This window comes from Roseomonas marmotae (assembly GCF_017654485.1).
Lineage (GTDB): Bacteria > Pseudomonadota > Alphaproteobacteria > Acetobacterales > Acetobacteraceae > Pseudoroseomonas > Pseudoroseomonas marmotae.
In genome coordinates, this window is sequence record NZ_CP061091.1 from 1,933,031 (window position 1) to 1,947,325 (window position 14,295).

Annotated in this window: 13 protein-coding genes; 10 read left to right on the forward strand and 3 right to left on the reverse strand. The window is 68.9% G+C overall.

Features of this window, described 5'->3' with window-relative positions; genetic code table 11:
* Positions 1 to 41: 41 nt before the first annotated feature.
* The 4 genes from IAI58_RS09135 (at position 42) to IAI58_RS09150 (ending at position 3,776) form a co-directional block, all read left to right on the forward strand.
* Positions 42 to 395 carry a RidA family protein gene (locus IAI58_RS09135; RefSeq protein ID WP_207449562.1) on the forward strand — a complete coding sequence of 118 codons (354 nt, stop codon included), beginning with the start codon at positions 42 to 44 and terminating at the stop codon, positions 393 to 395.
* A 156-nt stretch (positions 396 to 551) separates the two neighbouring features.
* On the forward strand, positions 552 to 1,607 hold the full coding sequence (gene rfbB / locus IAI58_RS09140) for a dTDP-glucose 4,6-dehydratase (RefSeq protein ID WP_207449560.1): 1,056 nt from the start codon (positions 552 to 554) through the stop codon (positions 1,605 to 1,607).
* A complete protein-coding gene (locus IAI58_RS09145; protein ID WP_207449558.1) occupies positions 1,604 to 2,584 on the forward strand; it encodes an NAD-dependent epimerase/dehydratase family protein in 981 nt (326 codons plus the stop codon). Before rfbB ends, IAI58_RS09145 begins: the two co-directional genes overlap by 4 nt.
* 34 nt (positions 2,585 to 2,618) lie before the next feature.
* Positions 2,619 to 3,776, forward strand: a complete 1,158-nt coding sequence (locus IAI58_RS09150; protein WP_207449556.1) for a DegT/DnrJ/EryC1/StrS family aminotransferase — start codon at positions 2,619 to 2,621, stop codon at positions 3,774 to 3,776.
* Position 3,777: 1 nt separating this feature from the next.
* On the opposite strand, the gene IAI58_RS09155 is transcribed toward IAI58_RS09150, so the two are convergent.
* On the reverse strand, positions 3,778 to 4,338 hold the full coding sequence (locus IAI58_RS09155) for a nucleotidyltransferase family protein (RefSeq protein WP_207449554.1): 561 nt from the start codon (positions 4,336 to 4,338) through the stop codon (positions 3,778 to 3,780).
* A 40-nt stretch (positions 4,339 to 4,378) separates the two neighbouring features.
* Positions 4,379 to 5,341: an alpha/beta fold hydrolase gene (locus IAI58_RS09160; RefSeq protein WP_207449552.1), complete on the reverse strand. Its 963-nt coding sequence runs from the start codon at positions 5,339 to 5,341 to the stop codon at positions 4,379 to 4,381.
* A gap of 197 nt (positions 5,342 to 5,538) precedes the next feature.
* Between IAI58_RS09160 and IAI58_RS09165 the strand changes: the two genes are divergently transcribed.
* The gene (locus tag IAI58_RS09165; RefSeq protein ID WP_207449550.1) at positions 5,539 to 7,191 is read left to right on the forward strand and encodes an NAD(P)/FAD-dependent oxidoreductase; all 1,653 of its coding nucleotides are present in this window, start codon (positions 5,539 to 5,541) and stop codon (positions 7,189 to 7,191) included.
* A gap of 113 nt (positions 7,192 to 7,304) precedes the next feature.
* Positions 7,305 to 8,903, forward strand: a complete 1,599-nt coding sequence (locus IAI58_RS09170; protein WP_207449548.1) for a hypothetical protein — start codon at positions 7,305 to 7,307, stop codon at positions 8,901 to 8,903.
* Here IAI58_RS09170 and IAI58_RS09175 read toward each other — a convergent pair whose 3' ends face one another.
* Complete coding sequence (locus IAI58_RS09175) at positions 8,904 to 10,073, reverse strand: M20 family metallopeptidase (protein ID WP_207449546.1); 1,170 nt, start codon at positions 10,071 to 10,073, stop codon at positions 8,904 to 8,906. It lies immediately after the preceding gene.
* A gap of 261 nt (positions 10,074 to 10,334) precedes the next feature.
* On the opposite strand from IAI58_RS09175, the gene IAI58_RS09180 reads away from it, so the two are divergent.
* The 4 genes from IAI58_RS09180 (at position 10,335) to IAI58_RS09195 (ending at position 14,288) form a co-directional block, all read left to right on the forward strand.
* Positions 10,335 to 11,840: an ABC transporter substrate-binding protein gene (locus IAI58_RS09180; protein WP_207449544.1), complete on the forward strand. Its 1,506-nt coding sequence runs from the start codon at positions 10,335 to 10,337 to the stop codon at positions 11,838 to 11,840.
* Between the two features lie 4 nt (positions 11,841 to 11,844).
* Complete coding sequence (locus IAI58_RS09185) at positions 11,845 to 12,792, forward strand: ABC transporter permease (RefSeq protein ID WP_207449542.1); 948 nt, start codon at positions 11,845 to 11,847, stop codon at positions 12,790 to 12,792.
* Positions 12,789 to 13,667, forward strand: coding sequence for an ABC transporter permease (locus IAI58_RS09190; RefSeq protein ID WP_207449540.1), 879 nt, complete (start codon positions 12,789 to 12,791; stop codon positions 13,665 to 13,667). Before IAI58_RS09185 ends, IAI58_RS09190 begins: the two co-directional genes overlap by 4 nt.
* A 69-nt stretch (positions 13,668 to 13,736) precedes the next feature.
* The gene (locus tag IAI58_RS09195; RefSeq protein ID WP_207449538.1) at positions 13,737 to 14,288 is read left to right on the forward strand and encodes a tetratricopeptide repeat protein; all 552 of its coding nucleotides are present in this window, start codon (positions 13,737 to 13,739) and stop codon (positions 14,286 to 14,288) included.
* Positions 14,289 to 14,295 lie beyond the last annotated feature (7 nt).

Consider the following 14,295-nt stretch of genomic DNA (forward strand, 5'->3'; position numbering starts at 1 on the left):
GGGTTGAAAAAGATCCGGTAAGAACCTGGAGATCCTATCGCATGCAGATCCAACGACTGGCCGAGGAGGAGCGCCTCTCCGGTGCCACCGTCGCCGGCGGCTTCATTTTCCTGGCCGGCCAGATCGCCGACGACACGAGCCTCGACACCGAAGGCCAGACAGCGGATATCCTGGCGCAGATCGACGCCCTCCTGGCTGAGGCCGGTACCGACAAGCGGGCTCTGCTGCAGGTGCAGATTACCCTGGCCGACATTGCCGATGCCCCGGCCATGAACCGCGCCTGGGACCGCTGGCTGGACACTTCCGCCAAGCCCGCGCGCATGACCAGCGAAGGCCGGCTGGTCGGTCCGGAATACAAGGTGGAGATCATTGGCGTCGCCCTGGCGCCACGCTGATGACCTGACCGCCGGAGGTGTCGCGCCCTTCCTTCAACCAGGGCGCGCGCCGCATTCTGCCCATTCATCGCCTTTGGCCTGCCCTGGAGCCGACCCGCTTCCGCCGCAATCCACGGGCACATCACCAGCCTTCTGGCAGTCGAGAGACCTGCACCTATGCGTATCCTCGTCACCGGGGGCCTCGGCTTCATCGGTTCCGCCGTGGTCCGGCACCTGATCCGCAGCAGCGACCACCATGTGGTGAATGTCGACCGCGGCAGCTACGCCGCGAGCCCGGAGGCGCTGGAGGAAGCCCGCCATCATCCCCGGCACACGCTGATCCCGGCCGATATCCGCGATGGCGCGGCCATGCGCGCCGCCTTCGCGGAATGGCAGCCGGATGCGGTGATGCACCTGGCGGCCGAGAGCCATGTGGACCGCTCCATCGACGGCCCGGCCGAATTCATCTCCACCAATGTCGTCGGCACCCAGGTGCTGCTGGAGGCGGCGCGGGAATACTGGCAGGCCCTGCCGCCCGCGCGGCGGGAGGCCTTCCGCTTCCACCATGTCTCGACCGACGAGGTCTTCGGGGCGCTGGAGGCGGGCGATCCACCCTTCCATGCCGCGACGCCCTATGATCCCCGCAGCCCTTATGCCGCGTCCAAGGCAGCCTCCGACCATCTGGTGCGGGCCTGGCAGCACACTTATGGGCTGCCCGCTTTCGTCAGCAACACCACCAACAATTACGGCCCCTGGCAATTCCCTGAGAAGCTGATCCCGCTGGTGACGCTGAACGCGCTGGAGGGCCGCCCCTTGCCGGTCTATGGCCGGGGCGAGAATATCCGCGACTGGCTGCTGGTGGAGGACCACGCCGAGGCATTGGTTCTGGCCCTGCTGCGCGGCCGCCCCGGCGAGACCTATTGCCTCGGCGGGCGGCAGGAGCGGAGCAACCTTCAGGTGGTGCGCGCCATCTGCGCGATCCTGGACCGGCTGCGCCCCGACCCGGCCGGCCCGCGGGAACGGTTGGTCACCTATGTGGCTGACCGTCCCGGCCATGACTTCCGCTATGCCATGGACCCCACGGCCGCCGAGGCCGCGCTGGGCTGGAAGGCCCGCCATGGCTTTGAGGAGGGGCTGGAGAAGACACTGCGCTGGTATCTGGAGCATGAGGCCTGGTGGGGCCCGATCCGCGCCGCCCGCTATGCCGGGCAGCGCCTGGGTGGCGTGGCATGAGCCGGGCGGACTTCTGGCGCGGCAAGCGCGTGCTGGTCACGGGCGGGGCGGGCTTCCTCGGCAGCGGGCTCTGCCACGCCCTGGGGGAGCGTGGCGCCTGCGTCACGGCGCTGGATGCCATGCTGCCGGAGACAGGCGCGCATCCGGCCAATCTGGAAGGCAGCAGGGCGACGCTGGTCGTGGCCGATCTGCGCGATGCCGATCTCGCGCCCTTCACCCGCGGACTCGATGCCGTCTTCAACATGGCGGCCCAGACCAGCCACGCCGGCAGCATGGCCGACCCCTTCACGGACCTGGCCATCAATGCCACGGCGCAGCTGCGGCTGATCGCGGCGCTGCGCGCGGGCTCGCCCGGCGCCACGGTGGTCCATGCCTCCACCCGCCAGTTCTACGGCCCGCCCCGCTATCTGCCGGTGGACGAGGCGCATCCGCTCTCGCCGCCCGATGCCAATGGCATCTCCAAGCTGGCGGGGGAGCAGTACTGGCTGCTGGAGCAAAAGGTCCTGGGACGCCCCGTGGTCTCGCTGCGGCTGACCAACTGCTACGGCCCGCGCCTGCGCGTGAAGGATGCGCGGCAGACCTTCCTGGGCATCTGGTTCCGCCGGCTGCTGGAAGGCGAGCCCTTCGAGGTCTGGGGTGGCGCGCAGCTGCGGGACCTCGCCTATCTTGACGACGTGGTCGAGGCCTTCCTGCTGGCGGCCGAGACGCCGGCCTGCGCCGGCCGTGCCTTCAACCTCGGCGGTGCCGCCCCGGTCTCCCTGCTGGAACTGGCCCGTGCCGCCGTGGAGGCCAATGGTGGCGGAAGCTTCCTGCTGAAGGAATTCCCGGCCGAGCGGGCGGCGATCGACATCGGCAGCTACCATGCCGATGACGGGGCCTTCCGCGCCGCAACCGGCTGGGCACCGAAAGTGTCTTTGCAGGAGGGGCTGCGCCATAGCCTGGACTGGTTCCGCCCCCGACTTTCCGCTTATCTCTGAACCGCGCCGCGTACCTCCCGAGGAGAAGGGCAAGATGGATCTGCCCGAAACTGTTTCGCCGCCCCGCCCGAGCCTCATTCCGCTGGCCGACCCAGGTGCCGCCTACCGCGCGCAGCGCGATGCGCTCGATGATGCGCTGGGCCGCGCGCTGGATTCAGGCTGGTATATCCTGGGCGGGGAAGGCGCTGCCTTCGAGCGCGAATTCGCCGCCTGGCTCGGCCTGCCGCGCGCCGTGGGCTGCGCCAATGGCACGGATGCGCTGGCGCTGATCCTGAGGGGCATGGGTATCGGCCCGGGCATGACGGTCTGCACCGTCTCCCACACCGCCGTTGCCACGGTCGCCGCCATCGAGATGGTGGGCGCGACCCCGCTGCTGCTGGATATTGACCCCGATACCTACACCATGGATGCCGATGAGCTGGCCGCGGTGCTGGAGGACCCGCCGCCGGGCCTGCCGCCGGTCCGCGCCGTCATCGCCGTCCATCTCTATGGCCAGGCCTGCGACCTCCAGCCCATGCTGGCCGCCTGCGAGGCCGCCGGCATTCCACTGATCGAGGATTGCGCCCAGTGCCACGGCGCCACGCTGGACGGGCGCAAGCTGGGCACGCTGGGCGCCGCGGCGGCCTTCAGCCTGTATCCCACCAAAAATCTGGGCGCCCTGGGCGATGCCGGCATTCTGGCCACGGCGGACGAGGAACTGGCGGAGCGGATCGGCGCCATCCGGCAATATGGCTGGAAGTCGCGCTACATCTCCGACATGGTCGGCGTGAACAGCCGCCTCGACGAATTGCAGGCAGCCGTGCTGCGCGTGCGCCTGCCGCTGCTGGACGGCATGAACGCCCGCCGCAATGCCATCGCGGAGGCCTACGACGCGGCGCTGTCCGGCACCTCTCTGACGCCGCCGGCGCGGCGGGCGGATGCCACCCACGTCTTCCACCAATATGTCGTCCGCAGCGCCGGGCGCGACGCCATGGCCTCGATGCTGAAGGAACTCGGCATCAGCACCGGCATCCATTACCCGGTGCCGGTGCATCTGCAGCCCGCCTATCTCAACCGCGTCGCCCTCGGCCCCGCCCGCTGTGCCGAAACCGAGGCGGCTTCGCGCGAGGTGCTGAGCCTGCCGATGTTCCCGGAACTGACGGATGAGCAAGTGGCGCGGGTCTGCGCCGCGCTGCGGCAGGTGGCCGGCTGATTCAGCCGGTGACCGTCAGCCAGGGCCAGCGGGCACGGTAGCTCCCGGCCTTGGCAGGGAAGAGGCGGGGCTGCGGGTGGCGCGGGTTCATCCGCAGCCGCCCTTCCCAAAGATCCTCCAGGCTGTCCGGCGCGCAGACCGCGCCATCCTCCGCCGCGACCCCAAGGCAGGTGCAGGCGATCAGGTAGCGGTCGATACCGTCCCGTGCCGATGTGAGGCGCGGATAAGGCTCGCCGAAATGCTCCGGGTACCAGAGATGGACCCGGGCCTGGTTGCGCACTTCCACCGTGACGCCGAGATCGGCGAAGAGCATTTCCGCACGGCGAATCACGCGGTCCTCGGCTTCCCAGGACAGATCGGCGTCGTCGAAATAGAAGACGTCGTAATCCTTCACGCCCCATCCCGGCTCATGCCCGCCACGGTGGTTCCAGACAGCCTGGAAGAGGCAGCCGGCCACCAGATGCGCCTGCGGCGCGCCCAGGGCCGGCAGCCGCCGCAGGATCTCGGCATTGACCGGATTGGCCAGGGCCAGATCCAGCAGGGTGGCGGCGGTGAGGCACATGGCGGCGAGACTGCCGCCATTACCTCCGCGCCGGCAATCGCTACCGGTGCCGGCCGATGAAGCCCAGCACCGCCTGGTTGAAGGCCTCGGGCTGCTCCCAGTAGCCGGAATGGCCGGTCTCCGGCAGGATCAGCAGCTCGCTGCCTGGAATGGCGGCGGCGAACTGGCGGAAGACCGAGGGGGGCGCCCAGAGATCGGCATCGCCGCCGATCAGCAGGGCCGGCACCTTCATCTGCCGCAGCGCTGCCCAGGTGATGCGGTTCAGCGTGCCCTGGTTCACCCGCTTGCCGTCCTCCAGCGCCTTGTGCTCCAGCTCTACCCACTGCTTCACGCCCTCGGGGTTCACGGCGCGGTAGGAGGGGCCGACCTCGCGGAACTCACCCGGCATCTCGGCGAAGCCCTTGGGGCGCAGGCCGGTGCTCATGGCGAGGTATTCAGGGTCGGTGATGCCCATATGCGTGCAGGCGAAGACCGCGCTGTGCAGCCGCGCGGGATGGGACAGGGCGAAATCCACGCCCACGATGGCGCCCGCCGCCGAGCCGACCGCGTGGAAGCGGTCGATCTTCAACTGGTCCACCAGCGCCAGCAGGTCTCCCGCCGCGGTGCCCGGGGGGCCTTCGCCCGCCGGCGAGTCCCGGTAGCTCCGCCGGGAATAGCTGATGACCCGGTAACCGGCCTGCACCATCACCGGCTGCTGGTAGCCCCAGATGGCGTGGCTGCCGGTGCCGGGATGCAGCAGGATGATGGTCTGCGCGTCCGGCCTGGGCGCGCCGGTATCCCAGTAGCCCAGCTTCGCCCCACCGAGGTCGATGCTGCCCCTGGTGACCGGGCGCTGCTCCGGCAGCGGCTGCATCATGGCGCGCGTCGGGTCGGCCGCCGGCCGGGCCGGCGCGGGGCTCGCGGCGCCCTGGGCCAGTGCGCCCGTGCCGCTGGCGGCGAGGCCGAGTCCGGCCAGGGTGCCCCGCATCATCGCCCGGCGCCCGCTGGCATAATGTTCCGTCATTGGTTGCTTCCTCCGGCTCCGCCGGACTCTCAAGCCAGCGGTTCTCAACAACCAATAGGTCATTCTATTGACTGATAGAAGCACTATCGGGATTTCTGGCGAAGCGCGGCGCCGCTCGCTATATCGCGCCCGTTCCCGGGCCATGCCCTGCATGCCCGCCCCGGCGGATCACCACCGCCCATCCGGAAGCCCTTGCCATGCTGCGCCTGACTGAACTGAAGCTGCCGCTCGACCACTCGCCGGAGGCCCTGCGCGCCGCCGTGCTCGCCCGCCTGGACATCGCCGGGCCCGACCTGCTGGACCTGCACGTCTTCCGCCGCGGCTATGATGCCCGCAAGCGCACCGCCATCCAGTTGATCTACACGCTGGACCTGACCTTGCGGGACGAGGCCGCCGTGCTGCGCCGCTTCGCGCAGGACCCGCATGTGAACCCGACGCCGGACATGGCCTACCGCTTCGTCGCGAAGGCGCCCGAGGGCTTCACCGCCCGCCCCGTGGTGATCGGCACCGGTCCCTGCGGCTTCATGGCCGGGCTGATCCTGGCGCAGATGGGCTTCCGCCCCATCATCCTGGAACGCGGCAAGGTGGTGCGGGAACGGACCAAGGATACCTGGGGCCTCTGGCGCCGGTCCGAGCTGAACCCGGAGAGCAACGTGCAGTTCGGGGAAGGGGGCGCCGGCACCTTCTCCGACGGCAAGCTCTACAGCCAGATCAAGGACCCCCAGCACCATTCCCGCAAGCTGCTGGAGGAATTCGTCAAGGCCGGGGCGCCGGAGGAGATCCTCTACGTCTCCAAGCCGCATATCGGCACCTTCAGGCTGGTGACGATGGTGGAGAGCATCCGCCGCACCATCGAGGAACTGGGCGGCGAATACCGCTTCGGCACCAAGGTGGTGGACCTGGACATCCAGACGGCGCCCGATGGCACGCGGCGGATGCGGGGACTGCACCTGGAAGGCGGCGGCTATCTGGAGGCCAGCCATGTCGTGCTGGCGGTGGGCCATAGCGCGCGCGACACCTTCTCCATGCTGCAGGAGCGCGGCGTCTACATGGAGGCCAAGCCCTTCTCCGTCGGCTTCCGGATCGAGCATCCGCAGGGGATGATCGACCGCTGCCGCTTCGGCGATTTCGCGGGGAACAAGACCCTGGGCGCTGCCGACTACAAGCTGACGCATCACTGCAAGGGGCCCGGGCTGGAAGGCCGCACGGTTTACAGCTTCTGCATGTGCCCCGGCGGCACCGTTGTCGCCGCGACCAGCGAGCCGGGCCGTGTCGTGACCAATGGCATGAGCCAGTATTCCCGCGCCGAGCGGAACGCCAATGCCGCCATCGTCTGCAGCGTCACGCCGGAGGATTATCCCGGCGGCATCCTCTCCGGCATCGGTTTCCAGCGGGAGTTGGAGGAACGCGCCTTCCGGGCCGGTGGTGGCGGCTACCGTGCCCCGGCCCAGACCGTGGGGGATTTCCTGGCTGGCCGTCCCTCCACCACGCTGGGGGATGTGGTGCCCTCCTACAAGCCGGGCGTCACGCCCACCGACCTCGCGCCCTGCCTGCCGGATTTCGCCATCGCCGCCATTCGCGAGGCCTTGCCGGCCTTCGACCGGCAGATCCGTGGCTTCGCCCGTCCGGATGCGGTGATGACGGGGGTGGAGACCCGCACCTCCTCGCCCATCCGGGTGAAGCGTCGGCCCGACGGGCACAGCCTGAATACCCTCGGCCTTTTCCCGGCCGGCGAAGGGGCTGGTTACGCGGGCGGCATCCTCTCCGCCGGGGTGGACGGCATCAAGACGGCCGAGGCGGTGGCGCGCAGCCTGCTCGACTTGCCCGCCGAGATCGAACGCATGGGGTGAGAAAAGGTTATTTCTTGAGAAGCATTCCGCCCCAATCTAAACAAATTGCGAGCATAGCTTTTTGATGCCGGAATGAATGGGCCGGGGGGCCCGTCCAAGGGGGATTGAGCGGCGTGAGCTTTAGCTTTCCTGGGCTTCCCGACGGCCTCGCGCCGCGGCCGGTGCTGCGCGCCAGCACTCGAACCAGCGTGATCTGCGGCGGCATCGTGCTGGCCGCCCTGGCGTTGGTACTCTTCACCCTACTGCGCGCGCCGATGAAGGACGACATCGCCTGGCTGCTCTGGGTGGCCCGGCAATGGCTGAAGGGCCAGCGCCTCTATATCGACGTGGTGGAGGTCAATCCGCCGCTGATCGTCTGGATCAGCGCCATTCCCGTGCTGATCGGGGACGCCATCGGTGTCTCCGCCAAGACGGTGGCGGTGGTGCTCTTCGCCGCCTCGGCCCTCTGGTCCTCCTGGCTCTCGGCCCGGCTGCTGCACGGGGTGGCGCCGGCATTAGCCTGCCCGCCCGTGACCTTCGCCACCGTCGCCTGCGTGCTGATGCTGATGCCCGGCGTGGAATTCGGACAGCGGGAGCATCTGCTGACCATCGCCGTCCTGCCGCATCTCTGCATCCTGCTGCGCGGGCTGGAGGGACAGCGGACGGGAAAGCGGCTGGTGCTCGGCGGCGCGGCAATGGCGGGGCTCGGCATCTCCCTGAAGCCGCGCTACCTGCTCTGCCTCGCGGCGGTGGAACTGGCTGGCTGGCTGCGGCGCGGCTTCCGGTTGCGGCTGGCGCCGGTGGTCGCCTTCGGCGTGGCGGGGCTCTATGCCCTCTCCATCCTGGTCTTCTATCCCAGCTTCATTGACCGCGCGGTGCCGCTGGCCGTCACCCTCTATGGCGGCACCGATACCAGCCTGCCGCAACTCATGCTGGAATCCTGGCGCCTGCTGGCAGGGCTGGGCGTGACGGCGCTGCTGACCTTCACCCTGCCCAGGGAATCCGCCGGGCGGACGGTGATGGCGGTGCTGACCGGCTTCGCCGCAGCCGCCACCATCGCCATGTTCCTGGACGGCAAGAACTGGTTCTACCACCGCATCCCCGGCAGCACGGCGGTGGTGCTGGCGCTGCTCTACTGGTGCGCCGAGGCCGCGCTGGCCCGGCGCCGGCGGGGCGCTTCCGCCGGGCTGCGCGGCAAGGCGCTGATGCTGCTGGCGCTCATGCCCCTGGCCCTGCAGGCCGACAAGCTGGGCACGCGGCTGCATGACCACTTGGTGCTGGCGGTGGAGCCCGAGCAATCGACCGAGGTGAAGCTGGAGCGGCTGATCAAGCGGGAGAAGGTGCGGACCTATGTCGCCTTCTCCGAATGGATCGGCCTGGGCTTCCCGGTGGTGGACGATACCGGTGTCACCTGGGCAAGCCGCTTCGATTCCATGTGGGCATTACGGGGCGAGCTGTGGCGCGCCCGAATGGACGGCAAGCCGCCGGCGGAATGGCCGATGCGCCTCTGGGTGGCGCAGGACTTCATCCGTGGCTGCCCCGACCTTGTCGTCGTGGACCGCCGCCGGGGCGCCGAGGACATCAACTACCCCAGCGTGCTGGCCCAGGCCGATGCCGAATTCGCCGAGGTCTGGGCCCGCTACCAGCAGATCGCCACGCTGGACGGGCTGCAGGTCTTCAAGCGCGACGGCGAGGGCTGTGCCACCTCGCCGCCCGTCGAGAACAACGAGTAGTCAGACGCCCGCGTCGTCCAGGTGTAGTATGGCGCGCGCCACGGCCTGGGCGCGCGGCACCATGGTGGCGACTTCCATGTATTCCTCCGGGCTATGCGCCTTGCCGCCCACCGGACCCACGGCGCAGAGCGTCGGCGCGCCGACCAGCGCGGTGAAGCCGCTGTCGGCGCAGCCGCCGGCGAATTCGCCCGCGGTCTCGAAGCTCGCCACGTCCTTGTAGAGCTTGAAGACGGCGTCGGTGCCGGGGTTCTGCTTCAGCGGCACGAATTCGCCGCGGATGGTCAGGGTCGCGCTGGTGCCGGGCACGTAGCTCTTGCCGGCGATGGCGTGGATGGCGCCCATCACCTCATCCCGGTCGGCCGGGTCCACGTAGCGCATGTCGATCTGCGCCTGGGCCCAGGGGGCCACCGTGTTCACGCTCTGCCCGCCGCTGACCAGCCCGACATTGACGGTGATGCCGCGGCTGAGGTCCGTCAGCGCATGCAGCGCCTGCACCTTGCGGGCCAGTTCCTCGATGGCGCTGATGCCGGCCTCGAAATTGGCGCCCGAGTGCGCCGCCTTGCCGGTGATGTCGATGACGGAGAAGACGCCGCCCTTGCGTCCCGTCACCACGTTGCCGCTGGGCCGCCCCGGCTCGGAATTGAAGACGACGCGGGCAGCGCGGGCCTCGGCCTCGATCACCGGCCGGCCCTCGGGGGAGCCGATTTCCTCATCGCCCGTGAAAAGCCCGACCACGGGGCCCGGCGCGCCGCCGAACTTCCTGAAGGCGGCCAGGACGAACATGTTCATCACGATGCCGGCCTTCATGTCGCAGACGCCGGGGCCGTAGGCGAGGCCATTCTCGACGCGGAAGGGCCGGCGCTCCGGCTCGCCCTTCGGGAAGACGGTGTCGCGGTGGCCCATCAGCACGATGTTGCGGCGCTCATTGCCGGTGCCGGTGCCTTCGCCTTCCACCACGGCGCGCAGGCAGTCGCCGTGCTTCTTCTGGGGCAGGACTTCCACCGCCACGTCATGCCGCGCCAGGAAGGCCCGCACGCGCTCGCCCACGGCATCGACGCCGGCCTTGTCGTAGCTGCCGCCGTCGATGTTCACCATCGCCTCCAGCTCGGCCAGCATGGCGTCCTGCTGGGTCGCCAGCCATTCGGTGATGCGGGTCTCGGGCGTGGTCATGCCGTGTCTCCTGAGGATATCCGCTGGCAAAGTGGCGGAAAGCAGGGCCGCCGGAAAGGGGGCGGCCCTGGCCCGGTTCCTGCTTCCCTCCCTGGGGCTGATCGCCGCCTGTCCGCATGCCGTTGCCAAACCAGAGTATTCCATGCTCGGAATTGCACGGCCCGGGCGCGTCGGCGCGGGCAGTCTGCCCATTCGCGCGGCGCCGGGCCGGGTGGATGGGGCTTCTCCCCTCGGCCATCTGTCAGTACCGGGAAGCTGGATATGAAGAAAACGACTCTTGTGGCGCTGGTGCTTGGCGCCGGGCTTCTCTCCGCGACGGCCCAGGCCCAGAACCTGCGCATCGGCCTGCGGGAGGATCCGGATGTCCTGGACCCCACGCTGGCGCGCACCTTCGTCGGCCGCATCGTCTTTGCCAGCCTCTGCGACAAGCTCTTCGACATCGACGACAAGCTGCGGATCGTGCCCCAGCTGGCCACCGGCTATAGCTGGGAGGATCCGAAGACGCTACGGATCACGCTCCGCGACGGCGTGATCTTCCACGACGGCGAGAAGATGGACGCCGAGGCGGTGAAGTATACGCTGAACCGGCACCTGACCCTCTCCGGCAGCTTCCGCCGCGGCGAGATCGGCACGCTGGAGCGTATCGAGGTGGTGGACCCGCTGACGCTGCGCCTGCACCTGTCGGCACCTTCCGCGCCCTTCCTCTCCCAGCTGACCGACCGTGCCGGCATGATCGTCAGCCCCAAGGCGGCGGAGGCGGCGGGCAAGGATTTCGGCCTCAGGCCCGTCTGCGCCGGCCCCTTCCGGCTGGCGGAGCGCGTGGCGCAGGACCGGATCGTGGTGGAGAAGTTCCCGCAATACTGGGATGCCGGCCGCATCCACATCAACCGCATCACCTACCTGCCAATCCCCGACAGTTCCGTGCGGCTGGCCAATTTGCAATCGGGGTCCCTCGATGTCGTGGAGATCGCGCCGAGCGACTTCAACAGCATCAAGAACAACCGCAACATCAAGACCATCCTGCGGGACGACCTGGGCTACCAGAGCATCGTCTACAACATCGGCAATGGCGCTCGCGCCAAGACGCCCATCGGCAGCGACCCGCGCATCCGCAAGGCCTTCGAGCTGGCGATCGACCGCGAGGCGCTGAACCAGGTGGTCTTCGAGGGGCTGATGACGCCGACGGCCCAGCCCGTGCCCCCCGCCAGCCCCTTCCATGACACCGAGTTCAAGCCGGAGCCGCGCAACGTGGCGCGTGCCCAGGCCCTGCTGAAGGAAGCCGGCGTCACCCTGCCGTTGCAGGTGGAGATGACCGTGCCGACCAACCCCGAGCTGCGCCAGGCGGCCGAGGTGATCCAGGCCATGCTGAAGGAGGCCGGGATCGAGCTGAGGATCGCCACCCAGGAATTCGCTTCCTCCCTGCAGGCGGCGCAGCGGGGCGATTTCGAGACCTATCTCTCCGCCTGGTCCGGCCGCCCCGATCCGGACGGCAATGTCTGGACCTTCATGCATACCAAGGGCGGCAACAATGACGGCCGCTACAGCAGCCCCGAGGTGGACAAGCTGCTGGACGACGCCCGCGCCGAGAATGACGAGGAGAAGCGGCGGGCGATCTATTCCCAGATCTATCAGGTGGCCCTGAAGCAGGACCACATGCGGACCTATCTTTGGCACCGCAAGATCATCCAGGCGTACAACGCCAAGCTCCAGGGCTTCGCCCTGCTGCCCGACGGCATCATCCGCCCACAGGACATGAAGTTGAACTGACCCGATGGCGCGTTGGCTTATCAGGCGGCTGGGGCAGATCATCCCCACGCTGCTGATCCTTTCCATCATGATCTTCGCCTTGCAGCAGCTGATGCCGGGCGACCCCGCTTTGATCCTGGCCGGCGAGGAGCGGGGAGACCCCGAGGTGCTGGCCCAGATCCGCGCCGAGCTGATGCTCGACCAGCCGATCTGGCGGCAGTACCTGGCCTGGCTGGGCCGGGTGCTGGTGGGTGACTTCGGCTTCTCCTGGCGCATCCGCCTGCCGGTCGCCCAGCTGATCCTGGAGAAGCTGCCGGTGACGCTGCAACTGGGCGTCATGGCCTTCATCATCGCCGTGATCATCGGCGTGCCGCTGGGTGTCGTCTCGGCCGTGTGGCGGGACAAGCCCGCGGACTGGGCTGCCAATGGCGTGGCGCTGGCCGGTATCTCCACGCCGAATTTCTGGCTGGGGATCATGATGATCCTGCTTTTCAGCGTGAATCTCGGCTGGCTGCCGCCCTCGGGCTACGTGCCGCTGACGGAGGACTGGAAGCAGTCGCTGGCCACCACCATTATGCCGGCCATCGTGCTGGGCACCGGCGTCGCGGGGGTGCTGATGCGCCATACCCGCGCCGCCATGCTCTCCGCGCTCAGCCAGGACTATGTGCGTACCGCCCGCGCCAAGGGCGTGGCGCCGGTCTGGGTGATCCTGACCCATGCCCTCCGGAACGCGCTGATCCCGGTGGTGACGCTGGGCACCATCGAGCTGGGCCGCCTGCTGGCCGGCGCGGTGCTGACCGAGCAGATCTTCACGATCCCGGGCTTCGGGAAGCTCATCGTCGATGCGGTCTTCAATCGTGACTATCCGGTGGTGCAGGGCGTGGTGCTGGCCACGGCGCTGATCTTCGTCCTGCTCTCCCTTCTGGCGGATCTGCTCTACATGGCCATCAATCCCCGGCTGCGCGCGTCATGAGTGCCACGACCGTCGTTGCCGAGAGCCGCTTCCAGAGCCCGGGCTGGCGCGCCGCGCGGCGCTTCGCCCGGCACCGGCTCGCCATGCTGGGGATGGCCGTCGTCGTCATCTTCGTCGCCATCGCGCTGCTGGCGCCCTGGGTCGCGCCCTACGACCCCATCGCCACCTCCTGGACCAACATCCGCAAGCCGCCATCCGCGCTGCACTGGTTCGGCACGGATGAGAATGGGCGCGATGTCTTCTCCCGCGTCGTCTGGGGCGCGCGGGCCTCTCTGATGGCGGGCGTGATCTCCGTCTTCGCCGCCAGTTGCTTCGGCGTGCCGCTGGGGCTGCTGGCGGGCATGGCCGGGGGGTGGGTGGATGCGCTGATCTCCCGTATCGCCGATTCCATGCTCTCCGTGCCCTTCCTGATCCTGGCCATCGCGCTCGCCGCCTTCCTGGGCCCGGCGCTGGAGAATGCGATGCTGGCCATCGCCATCTCCGCCACGCCGATCTTCGTGCGCCTCGCGCGTGGCATGGCGCTGGATGCCAGGAATTCGGAATGGGTGGATGCGTCCCGCGCCATCGGCAACCCGCCCTTCGTCACGGCGCTGCGGCATGTGCTGCCGAATATCCTGGCGCCGCTGCTGGTGCAGGCGACGCTGGCCATCGCCGAGGCCATCATCGCCGAGGCCTCGCTCTCCTTCCTCGGTCTCGGGCAGCAGCCGCCGAACCCCTCCTGGGGCTCGATGCTGAACGGGGCGCAGCGCTTCCTGACCCAGGCGCCCTGGATGTCGATCTATCCGGGCATCGCCATCTTCCTGGTGGTGCTGGCCTTCAACCTGGTGGGCGACGGGCTGCGGGACGCGCTGGACCCACGCAGCGAGACCCGCTGACACGGAATTTCCTTGCGCCCGGCGCGCAGGGGCCCAACCTTTGGGTCCATGCGCGCTGGATTATTTCTGATGGCCGTCCTGGCCTGCACGCCGCCCCTGCTGGCGGCGGCGCAGCCGGCACCCCCTGGCGCCACGGCCCGCAAGGCGGAGCTGGACCGCCTCTTCGCCGCACTCGCGGCCGCGCCGGATGAGATCGCGGCCGCGGCGCTGGAAGCACGCATCCGCGGCCTCTGGATGCAGCAGGCCTCGCCAGCCGTGACGCTGCTGATGCATCGCGGCCAGCGCAACCTGGAAACCGAGGCCAATGAGGACGCGGTGGAGGATTTCGACGCCGCGCTGATCCTGCAGCCCGACTATGCCGATGCCTGGCTGCTGCGCGCCATCGGCCTCAATGCCCTGGGCGACACCGTCGGCGCCGTGAAGGACGTGCAGCAGGCCCTGGTGCTGGAGCCCCGGCGCTTCGATGCCCTGGCGCTGCTCTCCCGCCTGCGGGAGCAGGAGGGAGATCTGCGCGGCGCTCTCCTGAGCTGGGAGGCCGCGCTGAAGATCCACCCGAAGATGGATAATGGCGAGGAACGGCAGCGCGAGCTGCGCCGCCGTGTCGAGGGACAGCCGACCTAGGCGCGCG

Coding starts and splice junctions, on each gene's coding strand:
- IAI58_RS09160 (WP_207449552.1), bottom strand. CDS start 5,341: ATGACGGAACATTATGCCAGCGGGCGCCGGGCGATGATGCGGGGCACC.
- IAI58_RS09190 (WP_207449540.1), top strand. CDS start 12,789: ATGAGTGCCACGACCGTCGTTGCCGAGAGCCGCTTCCAGAGCCCGGGC.
- IAI58_RS09180 (WP_207449544.1), top strand. CDS start 10,335: ATGAAGAAAACGACTCTTGTGGCGCTGGTGCTTGGCGCCGGGCTTCTC.
- IAI58_RS09135 (WP_207449562.1), top strand. CDS start 42: ATGCAGATCCAACGACTGGCCGAGGAGGAGCGCCTCTCCGGTGCCACC.
- IAI58_RS09155 (WP_207449554.1), bottom strand. CDS start 4,338: ATGTGCCTCACCGCCGCCACCCTGCTGGATCTGGCCCTGGCCAATCCG.
- IAI58_RS09165 (WP_207449550.1), top strand. CDS start 5,539: ATGCTGCGCCTGACTGAACTGAAGCTGCCGCTCGACCACTCGCCGGAG.
- IAI58_RS09145 (WP_207449558.1), top strand. CDS start 1,604: ATGAGCCGGGCGGACTTCTGGCGCGGCAAGCGCGTGCTGGTCACGGGC.
- rfbB (WP_207449560.1), top strand. CDS start 552: ATGCGTATCCTCGTCACCGGGGGCCTCGGCTTCATCGGTTCCGCCGTG.
- IAI58_RS09175 (WP_207449546.1), bottom strand. CDS start 10,073: ATGACCACGCCCGAGACCCGCATCACCGAATGGCTGGCGACCCAGCAG.
- IAI58_RS09185 (WP_207449542.1), top strand. CDS start 11,845: ATGGCGCGTTGGCTTATCAGGCGGCTGGGGCAGATCATCCCCACGCTG.
- IAI58_RS09195 (WP_207449538.1), top strand. CDS start 13,737: ATGGCCGTCCTGGCCTGCACGCCGCCCCTGCTGGCGGCGGCGCAGCCG.
- IAI58_RS09150 (WP_207449556.1), top strand. CDS start 2,619: ATGGATCTGCCCGAAACTGTTTCGCCGCCCCGCCCGAGCCTCATTCCG.